The sequence below is a fragment of the Rothia sp. HMSC061E04 genome (assembly GCF_001813685.1).
Taxonomy (GTDB): domain Bacteria; phylum Actinomycetota; class Actinomycetes; order Actinomycetales; family Micrococcaceae; genus Rothia; species Rothia mucilaginosa.
Genome location: NZ_KV813706.1, coordinates 193,648 through 208,875, shown reverse-complemented (window position 1 = coordinate 208,875; position 15,228 = coordinate 193,648). Strand labels below are relative to the sequence as shown.

Below are 15,228 nucleotides of genomic sequence, written 5' to 3'. Positions count from 1 at the left end.
GTGTGTTAAGCGCGGGATGTGCCCTCACTGTCCGGTGGATCCTGCCGGTGAATTCTGGGTAGAGTTCTGCCTATGAATACACGGGGTGTGGGGGTTTCCTACGCTGGAGGCGATAATAAGGTTATATATTATCTGGAAACTGTATTATTATCCACCTCACATAGTGGCTTAGGGCACAATCTTTGGGAGGAAAACCCACCAAACGCACCCCACAGGCACCTATATATGAGGTAAAACTCTTTCCATACACCCCGTTATTCCGCTATATGGCACAGCACCGGCACCCAATACGGTGCAGGCGCCTCCCCACAGGGCTGGCCAGCCATCACAAAACCACCCGTCACGAAACCCTCTGTCACGAAGCGCAACCACCGAGAAAACTCAGACTCGATACACTAGAGGAGTGACTACTGAGAACAAAACCCTCCTGCTCATTGACGGACACTCCCTCGCCCTACGCTCCTTCTTCGGCATCTACACCATGGCCGAAAAGACCGGACAGCACATCTTCGTGCGCAGCGACGGCCAGCACACCGAAGCCGTCCACGCCTTCCTCTCCACCCTGCTGAGCATCATCAAAGATAACCAGCCCAGCCACATCGCCGTAGCCTTCGACCTGCCCGGCGGCACCTTCCGCACCGCCGAATACGGCGAATACAAGGGCGGCCGCAACGCCATCCCCGAAGCCTTCAGCGGCCAGATCGACCTCATCAAAAAGATGCTCGGCGCACTCAACATCCCCGCGCTCACCTACGAAAACTACGAAGCCGACGACATTGTCGCAACCCTCACCCGCCGCGGCACTGAAGCCGGCTACAAGGTCCTCATCCTCTCCGGTGACCGCGACATCTTCCAGCTCGTCACCGACGACGTCACCCTGCTCTACCCGGTCACCACCGGCCCCTCCAAGGGTATTCAGCGCATGGACCCCGCCGCCGTCGAAAAGAAAACCAAGGTACCCCCGCACATGTACCCGGACCTCGCCGCCCTCACCGGCGAACAGGCGGACAACCTGCCCGGCGTACCCGGTGTGGGTCCCGGCTTCGCCGCCAAGTGGCTCGGCGAGTACGGATCCCTGCAGGGCGTGCTCGACAACCGCGACAAGATTGGCGGCAAGAAGGGCGAGGCGTTGCGTGAGAACGTGGATAACGTGGTGCGTAACCGCCGCCTCAACCAGCTCGTCAACGACCTCGACCTGGGCATCACCCTCGAAGACACCGCATTCACCCCCGACCTGGATGCACTCAACACCTTCTTCAACGAAGTAGAGTTCCGCACCATCCGCAAGCGTGCCTCCGACACCCTCGGCCCCATCGTGCGCGCCGCCGGAACCGCAGGCTCTGCAAGCTCCACCGCAGAAGCAGGGGAGGAGGGCGCCACCAAGAAGGCACCCACCGGCCCCGTCTACGCACCCATTGCCACCAGTGCACCCACCAAAAACGCAGACGCAGCAGCATTCCGCGCCTTCTGCGCCGCCGCAGCCGAAGAAAACTACGGCAACGACGAACAGGGCGCGCCCATCGCCGTACCCGAACGCCTCGAAGGCGCCGTGACCCTCTACCCGGTCACCAACCTGCCCGTAGCGCGCCCCGCCATCGGCGACGCACCCGCCGTCAAGGTCACCAAAACCAAGATCCGCGCCGCCGAAGAAAACCCCGAACTGCTCGGCGTGCTCCTCACCAGCAAGAACACCAGCCTCTGGATCGACACCCGCACCATCGACCCGGAACTCGACGCCGCCCTCGCCGCCTGGCTCTCCGACGAAGCCGCCCGCAAAATCGTCATGGACCTCAAGGTTCAGCGCAAACTCCTGCGCGCCTACGGCTACGAACTCGCCGGCGCCGTCGAAGACCCCGCCCTGTCCTCCTACATGTGCGGCTTCATCCCCACCGCAACCCGCAAGCTCTTCTCCGAACGCATGGAAGACCTCGCCGAACGCTACTTCTGGATCCCCAAGGACCCCTACGCGCAGCTCGTCTTCCAGCCCGAAGAAGATGAGGCAGAGCCCTCCCTCTTCAGCATGCCCGGCGAAGCCGAACCCGTCGACAACCTGCGCTACTTCACGCAAATCAGCCGCATCATCCACGAACTCGCACGCCTGCTGCACTACGAAATGGAAGAACACGGCCAGCTGAAGGTATACGAAGAAATCGAACTGCCGCTACTCTACGTCCTCGCAGACATGGAGCAGGCAGGTATCGCCGTCTCCGACGCGCTCCTGGCCGAACTGCACGACACCTTCTCCGCGCGCGCAGCCCGGGCGCAGGACGCCGCACGCACCATCATCGGCGACACCGTCCAAACCGACGACGGCGAAGAACCCCTCAACCTCGCCTCCGTCAAACAGCTGCAGACCGTGCTCTTCGACAAGCTCGCCCTGCCTCACACCCGCAAAATCAAGTCCGGCTACTCCACCGACGCCGAATCCGTCACCGAACTGCTCACCAAAATCTCCCCGGAGTCCGACGGCGCCGCATTCCTCGGTGCGCTCGCCGCCTACCGCGACAACATCAAACTCGTACAGACCGTCGAAGGCCTGCAGAAAGCAGCCGCCGACGACGGACGCGTGCACACCACCTTCCAGCAGGGTGCCGCCTCCACCGGTCGACTCTCCTCAACCGCACCGAACCTGCAGAACATCCCAATCCGCACCGAAGAAGGCCGCCGCATCCGTGGCGCCTTCATCGTCGCGCCCGCACCCGTCGACGGTGTGGAGTACGAGGGCCTGCTCACCGCCGACTACTCGCAGATCGAAATGCGCATTATGGTGCACCTCGCTGCCGACGAGAAGCTCATCGCAGCCTACGAAGCGGGGGAGGACCTGCACCGTTACGTCGGCTCCGAAGTCTTCGGCGTAGCCCCCGAAGAAGTCACCCCCGAGCAGCGCTCCAAGGTCAAGGCAATGTCCTACGGTCTGGCATACGGTCTGTCCCGCTTCGGCCTCGCCAAGCAGCTGAACATCAGCTCTGACGAAGCAGGCGAACTGCGCACCAACTACTTCAAACGCTTCGGACGCGTGGGACGATTCCTGCGCGGCGTGCTCAAGCAGGCACACCAGGACGGCTACACCGAAACCATTTTCGGCCGCCGCCGCGTGCTGCCCGACCTGGACTCGCCCAACCGTGTACGCCGTGAAGCCGCCGAACGCGCCGCCCTCAACGCCCCGATTCAGGGCACCGCCGCGGACATCATCAAGATCGCTATGATCAACATTCACCGCCGCCTGCGCGAAGAGGGCCTGAAGACCCGCATGCTGCTGCAGGTGCACGACGAAATCATCCTCGAAGTCGCCACCGGTGAGCGTGAAGCCGCCGAACGCGTGCTGGTCGAGGAGATGAGCGGTGCCGCATCCCTGCGTGTTCCTCTGGATGTGCAGGTCGGCTGGGGCAAGTCCTGGCAGGAGGCAGGCCACTAGGCTCACTACCTTTATTGGCTTCCGCACGGAAAGCGGTATTCGTCCTCGTTCCTACAGGTAGGGGGTGGGTGCGCTATACCCTTCCTCCGCTCCTGCAGGGGAACCCACCCTCTCGGGTGCTCCGCTCTCTCCTTGCTTCGCTGCGGAGAGCACCCGAGAGGGTACCCTGATGTCGCTTCCGGAGGGTATAGCTACCCTGCGTTCCGGCTAGGCTTGGCGTCTCACATGGAGGGGCGGTGTCGTCCGTAGTGACATCAGGGTGCCCGAAGCGAAGCGAGGGCGGGTGCCCCTGTAGGAACGAGGACGAACGCCGTACCCTCCGCAAACCCCTCCGCGAACCACAACTCCAAAACCACAAATAAGTACGGGAATCCCGGGCGCGTAACCATTGACGACACGCCTGGGATTCCCGTACACTATTAATCGCGTGTACCAACGTACGGTTTTTCTATGCTCTTTTTCTCCTTAAGAAAACGGGGAGAAAACGGGCACAGACCGCTCGTGCACCCTGCTTAAAGCATTTGCTTCCGGCGGGTGGTACACATTGTAAGTATCCGTCAGCTCGACGTTTCCTCACCTCGTTCAAAGGCGTTAGCGGCCCTATGCCGTGCGCGCCGGGGTGAAAAAGTGAGCCGGTCGGCGCCTCCACCCGGGGGTGTTGAGCGGCGAACCGGCAGCGTCGACCTATTAGAAATCCAATTGGAGCCCTCACTACATGAGCACCAACATCCCTCAGGTCGCAATCAACGACATCGGCGACGAGCAGGCATTCCTTGAGGCTGTCGAGCAGACCATTAAGGTCTTCAACGACGGCGATCTCGTCTCCGGCCAGGTCGTTAAGATCGACCACGATGAGGTTCTGCTCGACATCGGTTACAAGACCGAAGGCGTCATCCCCTCCCGCGAGCTGTCCATCAAGCACGACATCGACCCCTCTGAGGTTGTCGAGCTCGGCTCCGAGGTTGAGGCACTCGTCCTCACCAAGGAGGACAAGGAAGGTCGCCTGATCCTCTCCAAGAAGCGCGCACAGTACGAGCGTGCATGGGGCGACATCGAGAAGGTCAAGGAAAACGACGGCGTCGTTACCGGTACCGTTATCGAGGTTGTCAAGGGTGGCCTTATCCTCGACATCGGTCTGCGTGGCTTCCTGCCCGCATCCCTCGTTGAGATGCGCCGCGTCCGCGACCTCGCACCTTACATCGGTCAGCAGATCGAAGCTAAGATCATCGAGCTGGACAAGAACCGCAACAACGTTGTTCTGTCCCGCCGTGCATACCTGGAAGAGACCCAGTCCGCAGTCCGCTCCTCCTTCCTCAACGAGCTGGAGAAGGGTCAGGTCCGCGAGGGCGTTGTCTCCTCCATCGTCAACTTCGGTGCATTCGTGGACCTGGGTGGCGTGGACGGTCTGGTTCACGTTTCCGAGCTGTCCTGGAAGCACATCGACCACCCGTCCGAGGTTGTCGAGGTTGGCCAGCCCGTTACCGTCGAGGTTCTCGAGGTGGACCTGGACCGCGAGCGCGTGTCCCTGTCCCTCAAGGCAACCCAGGAAGATCCGTGGCAGGCATTTGCTCGCACCCACGCTCTGGGTCAGATTGTTCCCGGCAAGGTCACCAAGCTCGTTCCCTTCGGTGCATTCGTGCGCGTTGAGGACGGCATCGAGGGCCTCGTCCACATCTCCGAGCTGGCAACCCGCCACGTTGACCTGGCTGAGCAGGTCGTCTCCGTTGGTGAAGAGGTCTTCGTTAAGATCATCGACATCGACATGGACCGCCGCCGCATCTCCCTGTCCCTCAAGCAGGCAAACGAGGGCGTTGACCCCAACGCTACCGAGTTTGACCCCGCTCTGTACGGCATGGCAGCAGAGTACGACGAGGCTGGCAACTACAAGTACCCCGAGGGCTTCGACCCCGAGGCTAACGAGTGGCTGGAAGGCTTCGATGCACAGCGCGAGGCTTGGGAAGCACAGTACGCAGAGGCACAGGCTCGCTTCGAGGCTCACAAGGTTCAGGTTGCTAAGGCTCTCGAGGCTGACGCAGAGGCTGCAGCAGCAGCTCCCGCAGCAGCTGAGCCCGCACCGACCTCTTACTCCTCCGAGGAGCCCGCTTCCGCAGGTACCCTCGCATCGGATGAGGCACTGGCTGAGCTCCGCAAGAAGCTGACCGGCAACTAATCTGCCGCTCAGATGAGCACTCATCAGGCGTAATAGCCGATAGGTAACCCCATACGGGGTGCCTAGAGCAGAGGAACCCCTCATCTCCGTTTGGGAGGTGAAGGGGTTCCTTGCGTTATTGGGGGTTTGGGTTTGGAGCTAGGCGTATTGGGAGCCGGGGGGCGTGTGCACTGTGTTGCTGTGCCCGATGTTGCCGGGGAGGATTTTAGGCGGCGACCATTTGCTCCCAGACGGCGCGCACCTGCTCGGCGGTTTCCTCCAGTGAGCCGCCGTTATCGATAATCCAGGTTGCGACCGCCTCACGCTGCTCGTCGGTTGCCTGCGCGGCGATGCGGGCGCGCGCATCCTCCTCAGTCATGCCGCGTGAAGATACGAGGCGCTGCAGGCGAGTCGCCAGGGGAGTGCGCACCACGACCACGCCCTCAAAGGCGGACGGGTCGCCGGTCTCCACGAGCAGGGGAATATCCTCCAGCACCACGCTGCTGAACCCGGGTTCGGCCTGCGCCTGCTCCACCAGTTGCGCGGCACGCTCACGAATAGCGGGATGCACAATCGCGTTCAGGCGCAGGCGTGCCTGCTCATCATTGAACACGATACGCGCCAGGGCCGGGCGGTTGAGGCGGCCATCCTCATCGAGCAGATGCTCACCGAACTCCGCGACCGTGCGGGCGAGCACCGCCTCACCGGGCTCCATGAGGGAGCGGGAGATAGCGTCCGCATCCACCAGGAATGCGCCCTGCTCAACGAAGAGGGAGGCGATGGTGCTCTTGCCGCTGCCGATACCGCCGGTGAGGGCGTAACGGCGCAGGGTATTAGAGGCGGGGGAAGAAGGCTGGGACATGGACGGTGCTCCTGACGGGCTGTGCCACAATAGATAGGTACTGATTAGAGGAGGACACATGCAGGAAGAAACTCGCGCCAACCGCTACCTTGTGCCGCGCGGCGATGAGCCCTATGAGAGCCTCCTCGAAATTAAGCGTAGCGAATTTATTGGTCACATCAAGCGCGTGAGCACCGTTGAGGAGGCGCGCGCCTACATTGAGTCGGTGCGCAAGACCTACCACGACGCCCGCCACGTGTGTTCGGCATTCATTATTGGTGCTGACCGCGATATTCAGCGTTCCTCCGATGATGGTGAGCCCGCCGGTACCGCCGGTGTGCCGATGATGCAGGCGTTGCTGGCGCGTCAGACCCGCGAGGACGGTACCACCGACCTGTCGGATGTGGTTGCGGTGGTCGTGCGCTATTTTGGTGGCATTAAGCTTGGTGCGGGCGGTCTGGTGCGTGCCTACACTGATTCGGTGGTGCAGACCCTGGATGGTGCGCAATTTGATTCGCGTGAGCGTCTGCGCGTGGGTCAGGTGTCCAGTTCGCATGCGGATGCTGGCCGCCTGGAGAACGAGATCCGTGCCGCCGGTCTGAATGTGCTAGGTACCGAGTACGGTGCGGAGGGTGCCACGATTTCCCTGGGCGTGTTTGACCGCCCGGAGGAGCTGGCGCGTGCCGAGGAGCTGGTGGTGAGCTTGAGTTCCGGCGCGGCGAGTGTGACCTGGGGGGATACGCAGTGGGTGGATTTGCCGGTCTAGGTTGCCGGCCTCTAGGTTGCTGCTCCCTAGATTCCCGGTCTTAGATTTCTGGTTCTAAATTTCCAGTCCCATATTTCTGGTCCCATATTTCCGAGCTAGAGCGCCTGCCTAAAGCCCCCAAAACCCAAAAGATAGTCCAACCTTAGTTAATAGTTACTCTAACCCTAGTAATTGCCCGCTAAAGCTGATAGCCTAAAAAGCGTTGCGGAACGCACACGCCCCTCCACGGCACGGGCAACGGGTTCGTCACCAGCGGTAACCCAGCCCGGCGCCTCCACGAGGCAACGTGTGCGCCCGCACCGACGGGCAGGGCTCAACGCTGACATCTCAGCGCCGAGAACTGGGTACTATCTCAGCGCTGAGGTCCTGATGCTGACGTCTTGAAGCTATAGCTTAGTTGCTCAAGGAACGAGGCACAGCTGTATGCCGGTACTATACGATCCGGCAGACGGTAGTGTGTGCACGAACCATCTGCCGGTAGGCGCTGAGCCCCGCCCGTCACCTTACGAAGAATCAGCTAACGAACGCTCTGAAGAGCTCAAGGTCGTGAAAACGTGACGCAGTCGGGAACCTACTATCAACAAGTAGACGAACAAGCAGGCAAAAACTCATCAGAGCAGTCCGCGGGCAGCCGCGGCGGCACCGCGACCCTCAACCGCCAGGGAGCGCGCCTCCCCAAGATGGGCACTGTCGAGCAGCTTGAACCCGCCACCGTCGCCCAGCTACTCAACGCCTACCGCCAGCAGAACCTCGGCACCCTTCTGAGCGTGCTCACGCAGCGTCCGGCAGAGTTTGCCCGTCAGCTCGGCAGGCTCTGCCGCGTCTTCCCCGAACACGTTCACGCTATCGCCCAGGCGTTTGGCGCCGTGGGCCGCGCCCTGCCCATTGACGAGCTGGTGCGCTTGCACAACCGCTATTCCAACGCCGCCCGCGGAGTTGGCGAACACCTCAGCCTGGACAACTCCGGCGTGGCGCACCTGGTTCAGAGCCCAGCACTGAGCCGTGAAGGTGCGGGTCACCTGCTCATGGCGGTTGAACTCTGCCTTGCCGGCAGGATGCGCGGGCTCACCATCACCATGCCCTCCACCGAGGCGTTCACCCCGGCTGATCAGGCGCCGAGCCTCGGGTCCTGCAACCCCGCCCTGGACGGTGCCCTCAACGCTTTTGAACCGGCGGGCTGGGAGCCGTTCTCCCTGGACGGCAGCGAAGTGCTACTCGCGACCGGTGTGCGTGATGTGCCCGACGGGTATGAGCTGTCCCTCTGGCTGCTTGACGACGACTACCAATGCCGCGCCCGCATTGAGCGCGGCGCCCCGCAGGTGTGCGTGGCAAGCTTCTACGATGAAGAAGTCATCACCCGCACCGTGGAAGAAACCGGGTCGGGTGAAGCCGGTCTGGTTGAGAACTACCGTGTGGAGGAGTACGCGGAACTGGACTTCCTCAACGCCATGGACCGGCAGGTACGCTACGTGGCGGTCACCGCCGCGGTGGGGGAGCCGCTGCTGTCTGTGCTGAACGAGAAGAGCGCGGTGCCGAATAGTATTCCCGACCCAGCCGCTTTTGCGAACGGCGCGGGCGCCTCCCGGTTTGAGGGCAACGCTCGCCCGGATATTCGTACCGCCACCGTGGTCGGTAAGGGCCTGCGCACCGTCAATCACCGCGGCATGCTGCCGGTGTTGGGTGTGCCGAACCGCACCGTGTGCGCGGTGATTGACCTGTATAAGCAGCGCATCTGCGTGCCGGGTGTGGGTATTCCGCGCGGGCTGAGCGTGGAGGATGAAGAGCGCACCATGCAGCTGATTTTGAGCGCCCTGAACGGGTACCTTCCGCTGACGAACCGGGCGCTGATGAGCCTCGCCGGAGCTACCGTGGAGGTGCGCTAAATCCTTACCCGCGAGGTGCCCCACTGGCATGTACCCACTGGCGCGTAGCCAGCGGTGGGCAGAGGGTATTGCGAGTGCATTACGCGTGATTATATTGCGCCAGTAGAAAAGGGCGACCAATTCTGGGGCGCATTGGGCGGCTTTCCCCTAGGATGGATACATGAGTTACGCACCCGAAATTAACCGCATCGTCGCCCCCTTTGAGGTAGTCAGCCCCTTCCAGCCTGCCGGTGATCAGCCGAAGGCTATCGCCGAGCTCACCGAGCGTGTGCAGAACGGTGAGAAGGACATTGTGCTGATGGGCGCTACCGGTACCGGTAAGTCCGCGACCGCAGCCTGGCTGATTGAGGCGGTGCAGCGTCCGACTCTGGTGCTCGTGCAGAATAAGACTCTGGCGGCGCAGCTGGCGAATGAGCTGCGCGAGCTGCTGCCGAATAATGCGGTGGAGTATTTCGTCTCCTACTACGACTACTACCAGCCTGAGGCGTACGTGCCGCAGACTGATACGTTCATTGAGAAGGACTCCTCCATTAATGAGGAGGTGGAGCGTCTGCGCCACTCGGCGACGAACTCCCTGCTGACTCGCCGTGATGTGGTGGTGGTTGCGACCGTGTCCTGCATTTACGGTCTGGGCACTCCCGAGGAGTACATTAAGCAGATGGTGACTTTGCGTCGCGGTGAGGAGATTGACCGCGACGAGCTGCTGCGCCAGTTCGTGGCGATGCAGTACGCGCGTAACGACATGGACTTTCACCGCGGCACGTTCCGTGTGCGCGGCGATACCGTCGAAATCATCCCCATGTACGAGGAGAACGCGATCCGCGTTGAGTTCTTCGGTGATGAGATTGAGGCGATTTACACCCTGCATCCGCTGACCGGCGAGGTAATTCGCGAGGAAGAAGAAATGTATGTCTTCCCCGCAAGCCACTACGTTGCTGGCCCGGAGCGCATGGCGAAGGCTATTACCTCCATTGAGGATGAGCTGCGCGAGCGCCTGCAGACCCTCGAATCCCAGGGCAAGCTGCTGGAGGCGCAGCGTCTGCGCATGCGCACCACTTACGACCTGGAAATGATGGAGCAGATGGGCTTCTGCAATGGCATTGAGAACTACTCGCGCCATATTGACGGTCGTGCCCCCGGTAGCGCCCCGAACTGTCTGCTGGATTATTTCCCAGATGATTTCTTGCTGATTATTGATGAGTCGCACGTGACGGTCCCGCAGATTGGTGCCATGTATGAGGGCGACATGTCCCGTAAGCGCACCCTGGTGGAGCACGGTTTCCGTCTGCCGTCGGCGATGGATAACCGCCCGCTGAAGTGGGAGGAGTTCCTGGAGCGTATCGGTCAGACGATTTACCTTTCGGCGACCCCCGGTAAGTATGAGCTGTCGCAGGCTGATGGTTATGTGGAGCAGATTATTCGCCCGACCGGCCTGATTGACCCGGAGATTGTGGTCAAGCCGACCAAGGGGCAGATTGATGATTTGCTCGAGGAGATTCGCGTGCGCGTTGAGCGTGATGAGCGTGTGCTGGTCACGACCCTCACTAAGCGCATGGCGGAGGATCTGACCGAGTACCTGCTGCAGCACGGCGTGAAGGTGCAGTACCTGCACTCTGACGTTGATACCCTGCGCCGTGTGGAGCTTCTGCGCGAACTGCGCCTGGGCACCTTCGACGTGCTGGTTGGTATTAACCTGCTGCGTGAGGGCCTGGACTTGCCCGAGGTGTCCCTGGTTGCGATTCTGGATGCCGATAAGGAAGGCTTCCTGCGTTCGACCACTTCGCTGATTCAGACGATTGGTCGTGCGGCGCGTAACGTGTCCGGTCAGGTGCACATGTACGCCGATAAGATTACGGATTCTATGCGCGTGGCGATTGATGAGACGAACCGCCGCCGCGAGATTCAGCAGGCGTACAACCGTGAGCACGGCATTGACCCGCAGCCGCTGCGTAAGAAGATTGCCGATATTACGGATGTTCTCGCCCGCGAGGAAGAGGACACCCGCGAGCTTCTGCAGCAGCGTAAGAGCGGTAAGAAGGGGGCCCGCACGGTGAGTGCGGGTGCGAAGACCGGTTCTGCGACCTCGTCGAAGATTGCCACGAGCACCCCGGAGTCGGAGGAGCTTCTCGCCCGTGCGGAGGCGCGCGTTCGTGCCGACGGCCTGGCGGCGGCACCTGCCGAGGACCTGCTGGATTTGATTGAGCAGATGAACGAGCAGATGCGTGTGGCGGCGGAGAACCTGCAATTTGAGTTGGCGGCGCGTCTGCGTGATGAGCTTGCTGATTTGAAGAAGGAGCTGCGTCTGATGAAGGAGGCGGGTCACGCCTAAACCCGGTGTTCTGAGCCCGGCGTTTAGGGGCCGACGTGGGTTTTTCGCCATGAGGTAACTCATTGCTGGTGAAGTTCTACTGAGTGCAGATACAGGCCGTACACTGGCAAAGTCTTTTACATGTCAAATAACACCTTGATGCTTCCGAACGATAAAGAAAAATCTGTGACTATTTCTCATAGCTCTTCAGATGCACACACCACGGGAGCTCGTTCCGTTACCCGCCGCAACCTCACCCGCGGCGCGCTTTGGGTTGTGCCCGCTATTGCCGCCTCCACGACGGTGCCCGCATTCGCTGCTTCGGCTGATGATTGCAAGACGGTACACGGCCCGGACTTTACTCAGGTTGGCGGCTGGATGATTACCAACCCCGCCAGTGGCGCCCTGCAGTCGCGCACCAAGAACAAGCCTGTGACTGCGCCGGAGACCGGTCAGGCGTGGTGGTCCATGGAGAGTGCAACCTCACCGAACCCCGCGACGATCCGTCTCATGTCCGTGTACGAGGCGACTCACGGCCCCGAGGGCGACCTCAACCTGAACTGCGGTGAGTTCGTGATGACCTACAACGTCTCCGCACTGGAGGCGACGACTGGCACCACGCACCTGCACCCGTCCATGGACATTTACTTCTTCTCGCCCGAGGGTGAAATCATTGACCGTCAGGTCTTCACGACTGACCCGACTGGCGTGGCAACCGTCATGACCCGTAACGGCAAGACTCAGACCGTTCAGGGTCAGGTCATTCCGTTTGCGTCGAGTGTGAACGATAAGGCGACCGGCATCTCCGCGCGTTTTGCGTTGCGTGGCAATACGCTCATGGAAGGCATGTACCAGTTCGAGGTGGTTATTACCGTCCCGACGATTCGTGAGAACGGCACGCTTGATACGAACAATCAGGTGAACTCGATTGCTTTCACCCCGCCGACCTTCAACATGGTTTCCTAAGTTCAACACGGTCTCTTAACTGAATGAAATATAGCAGTAGCCCTCCCCGTAATAGTTCACGGGGAGGGCTACTTTGATGTGGGCTTGCTGCGCGTGCTGGTCTGCAATACACCACGTTCTACACATCGCCGTTCTCTAGCGCGGCGGCGTCATAGCGCTCGCGGGATTCGAGTACCGCCTGCATATTGTCCTGCGCCCAGTGGCGTAGGGCGGTCATCGGCTCAATGAGGGTCGTACCGAGCGCGGTCAGTTCGTAGTCCACGCGCGGCGGAATGGATGCGGTGACCCGGCGTTCTATCAGGCCGTCGCGTTCCATGGAGCGCAGGGTCTGGGTGAGGACCTTGGGGGAGACACCCTGAATCATCGCCTTGAGCTCACCGAAGCGGGCGACGGGCTGCTCGGAGAGCGCCGCAACAATGAGCGGGGTCCACCGGTCGGTGAGGTGGCGCATCACGGTGCGGGAGGGGCAGGCGTGGGCGAGGATGTTGGCGGGCTGGTCGTCCTGCGGGGTGCGGGTGGTTGCTACGGTTTCGCGGGTGGGGGAGGTGAGCGTGGTGGTCATAGCTGCTGTCTTTTCAATCTGCTGAGGGGCTGTTTTATGGGGGGTGAGGGGCGCGAAAAATATTTTTAAATATTTTCCACGCAACCCCATTACTTACCTTGAGGTATCCGGTTTCTAATAGATACTATAAGACCATCACGCGGAATACCGCAAGAAAAACTACAGAAAACGTACCCGAAAGGAAGCCCTCATGAACATCGCAATCATCGGCGCAACCGGTATGGTCGGCGCCCGCACCTCAGCAGAAGCAATCTCCCGCGGCCATCGGGTCGACGCCTACACCCGCTCCGGCAAGGCACCCGAAGGCGCTACCGCCCACAGCATCGACCTTGCAGACACCGCGGCACTGGTCAACATCGTCAATAACCACGACATCACCATTGTTGCCGTCCCGGGTGGTCGCGGCACATCCGCGCAGCCGATCATTGACGCACACCGCGCACTGATCGCGGCGGCACCCACCGGTCGTCTGCTGGTCGTTGGTGGCGCTGGCTCCCTCGAGGACGGCAACGGCAACCGCTTCGTTGATGGCGAAGGCTTCCCGGAAGATTACAAGCCCGAGGCGAAGGCATTCGCCCAGATTCTCGACGACTACCGCGCATCCGAGGGTCTGAACTGGACCATGCTCTCCCCGGCGTTCGAAATCGCACCGGGTGAGCGCACCGGCAAGTACAACACCGCACTGGACACCCCCGCAGGCGGGTTCGTTAGCGCCGAGGATTTCGCTGTCGCCCTGATTGATGAGGCGGAAGAGCCCAAGCACGCGGGCCGCCGCTTCACCGTTGCCAACTAGTAACAGCACCAACTAGACAGAGCCAACTCATAGCGGCGCCAACTAGACAGCACCAACTGGCAAGCGCGTATTCATCACGCGGAACGCCGCATCCGACAGGTCAGCTCTGCCGGATGCGGCGTTTTGGTGTGCCTAGCTCGCGAAAACCCTCCGGAGGGGCTCCTGTGCGAAAACCTCAACCTGCTGTATAATCGTTCACCGAGCAAGGGAGTATCCCACCAATCGACTCATCGTCAGCACGTTAGCCGAAGGCGCCTAACCGGTGAATCGAGCCGACCTCCATTCAGGCCGGCGGGAGAGACTTGTGGTCCTGTACGCACACCACAAGAAAGGCTCCCCATGGAAGTTACCGGGTTGCAATGGTTGGTTACTATTCTCATCATCGCGGGTCTGTTGGCCTTCGACTTCGTGTTCCACGTTCGTAAGGCGCACGAACCCTCCGTCAAGGAAGCGGCCATCTGGTCGAGTATTTACATCGGCATCGCGATGCTGTTTGGTCTGTATATTTTCGTGACGAACGGCCCCTCCGCCGCCACCGAATTCTATGCAGGCTACATCACCGAAGAAGCTCTCTCGGTCGATAACCTCTTCGTCTTCATGATCATTATGGGCACCTTCCGTGTCGCCCGTGAGAATCAGCAGAAGGTCCTTCTCTTCGGTATCGTCTTCGCGATCCTGGCGCGCGGTACCTTCATCTTCGCCGGCGCGGCAATCATCAACTCCTTCGCCTGGGTGTTTTACATCTTCGGCCTGGTCCTGCTCATGACCGCAGGTAACCTGCTCAAGGACGAACTCACCGAAGGCGACGGCGACGACGAAGCCGACAACATCATGGTCCGCCTCGCGAAGAAGTACCTGAAGACCAGCGACCACTTCGACGGTGACAAGCTCTTCACCATCGAAAACGGCAAGCGCGTCATGACCCCCATGATGCTCGTCATGGTCGCTATCGCCGGTTCCGACCTGCTCTTCGCGCTCGACTCGATCCCCGCGATCTTCGGCCTCACCCAGTCCGTCTACATTGTGTTCACGGCGACCGCGTTCTCTCTTATGGGTCTGCGCCAGCTGTACTTCCTCATTGACGGCCTGCTGGACCGCCTCGTCTACCTCTCCTACGGCCTGGCGACCATCCTCGCGTTCATTGGTGTGAAGCTCCTCCTGCACGCAATGCACGAGAACAACCTGCCGTTCATCAACCACGGCGAGCCTGTGCACGTCATCGAAATCAGCACCGAAATGTCGCTGATGGTCATCGTGGGCGTCCTGATCATTACCGTGCTTGCCTCGCTGCTCAGCCCCAAGGGCCGCGCACTGCAGACCATTCAGCGTGTTCAGGCGCTCTCCGAGAAGTACCTGGCACTGCCCGAGGATGCACCCGCCGCCGAGCGTGCGGACATCACCGCCCGCTGGCAGCAGGAAACCGAGAAGCTCAAGACTATTCCGCAGAAGCTGCGTGAAGAGCTGATCGAGAAGGAAGACGAATACCACGCCCTCGTGATGCGTGCCCGCACCGCACAGGATGCGCACGCTTCCTCCTCGAAGTAG

Annotated in this window: 10 protein-coding genes; 8 read left to right on the top strand and 2 right to left on the bottom strand. The window is 60.9% G+C overall.

Annotated elements, in window-relative coordinates; translation table 11 throughout:
- The first annotated feature begins 403 nt into the window (after nt 1–403).
- Both polA and rpsA read left to right on the top strand, forming a co-directional pair.
- Nucleotides 404–3,415, top strand: coding sequence for a DNA polymerase I (gene polA, locus HMPREF2927_RS07705; RefSeq protein WP_070686919.1), 3,012 nt, complete (start codon nt 404–406; stop codon nt 3,413–3,415).
- Nucleotides 3,416–4,130: 715 nt separating this feature from the next.
- The gene (gene rpsA, locus HMPREF2927_RS07700) at nt 4,131–5,585 is read left to right on the top strand and encodes a 30S ribosomal protein S1 (RefSeq protein ID WP_012903633.1); all 1,455 of its coding nucleotides are present in this window, start codon (nt 4,131–4,133) and stop codon (nt 5,583–5,585) included.
- A 205-nt stretch (nt 5,586–5,790) separates the two neighbouring features.
- Here the strand turns inward: rpsA and coaE are convergent, their stop codons facing one another.
- Entirely contained in the window at nt 5,791–6,426 is a 636-nt protein-coding gene (gene coaE / locus HMPREF2927_RS07695) for a dephospho-CoA kinase (RefSeq protein WP_070686917.1), read from the bottom strand.
- 58 nt (nt 6,427–6,484) lie between these two features.
- On the opposite strand from coaE, the gene HMPREF2927_RS07690 reads away from it, so the two are divergent.
- From HMPREF2927_RS07690 to HMPREF2927_RS07675, 4 genes are all read left to right on the top strand, one after another.
- A complete protein-coding gene (locus HMPREF2927_RS07690) occupies nt 6,485–7,171 on the top strand; it encodes an IMPACT family protein (RefSeq protein ID WP_070686914.1) in 687 nt (228 codons plus the stop codon).
- A gap of 554 nt (nt 7,172–7,725) precedes the next feature.
- On the top strand, nt 7,726–9,054 hold the full coding sequence (locus HMPREF2927_RS07685) for a 2-oxoglutarate dehydrogenase (RefSeq protein ID WP_070686913.1): 1,329 nt from the start codon (nt 7,726–7,728) through the stop codon (nt 9,052–9,054).
- A 160-nt stretch (nt 9,055–9,214) separates the two neighbouring features.
- On the top strand, nt 9,215–11,383 hold the full coding sequence (uvrB, locus tag HMPREF2927_RS07680) for an excinuclease ABC subunit UvrB (protein ID WP_070686911.1): 2,169 nt from the start codon (nt 9,215–9,217) through the stop codon (nt 11,381–11,383).
- 165 nt (nt 11,384–11,548) lie between these two features.
- A complete protein-coding gene (locus HMPREF2927_RS07675; RefSeq protein WP_246827390.1) occupies nt 11,549–12,328 on the top strand; it encodes an ornithinee aminotransferase in 780 nt (259 codons plus the stop codon).
- A 118-nt stretch (nt 12,329–12,446) separates the two neighbouring features.
- On the opposite strand, the gene HMPREF2927_RS07670 is transcribed toward HMPREF2927_RS07675, so the two are convergent.
- A complete protein-coding gene (locus HMPREF2927_RS07670; protein ID WP_070686907.1) occupies nt 12,447–12,890 on the bottom strand; it encodes a winged helix-turn-helix transcriptional regulator in 444 nt (147 codons plus the stop codon).
- 190 nt (nt 12,891–13,080) lie between these two features.
- Between HMPREF2927_RS07670 and HMPREF2927_RS07665 the strand changes: the two genes are divergently transcribed.
- Both HMPREF2927_RS07665 and HMPREF2927_RS07660 read left to right on the top strand, forming a co-directional pair.
- Nucleotides 13,081–13,683, top strand: a complete 603-nt coding sequence (locus HMPREF2927_RS07665; RefSeq protein ID WP_070686905.1) for an NAD(P)-dependent oxidoreductase — start codon at nt 13,081–13,083, stop codon at nt 13,681–13,683.
- Between the two features lie 339 nt (nt 13,684–14,022).
- Nucleotides 14,023–15,228 carry a TerC family protein gene (locus tag HMPREF2927_RS07660; protein ID WP_070686903.1) on the top strand — a complete coding sequence of 402 codons (1,206 nt, stop codon included), beginning with the start codon at nt 14,023–14,025 and terminating at the stop codon, nt 15,226–15,228.

Coding starts and splice junctions, on each gene's coding strand:
- rpsA (WP_012903633.1), top strand. CDS start 4,131: ATGAGCACCAACATCCCTCAGGTCGCAATCAACGACATCGGCGACGAG.
- HMPREF2927_RS07670 (WP_070686907.1), bottom strand. CDS start 12,890: ATGACCACCACGCTCACCTCCCCCACCCGCGAAACCGTAGCAACCACC.
- uvrB (WP_070686911.1), top strand. CDS start 9,215: ATGAGTTACGCACCCGAAATTAACCGCATCGTCGCCCCCTTTGAGGTA.
- HMPREF2927_RS07660 (WP_070686903.1), top strand. CDS start 14,023: ATGGAAGTTACCGGGTTGCAATGGTTGGTTACTATTCTCATCATCGCG.
- coaE (WP_070686917.1), bottom strand. CDS start 6,426: ATGTCCCAGCCTTCTTCCCCCGCCTCTAATACCCTGCGCCGTTACGCC.
- HMPREF2927_RS07690 (WP_070686914.1), top strand. CDS start 6,485: ATGCAGGAAGAAACTCGCGCCAACCGCTACCTTGTGCCGCGCGGCGAT.
- HMPREF2927_RS07665 (WP_070686905.1), top strand. CDS start 13,081: ATGAACATCGCAATCATCGGCGCAACCGGTATGGTCGGCGCCCGCACC.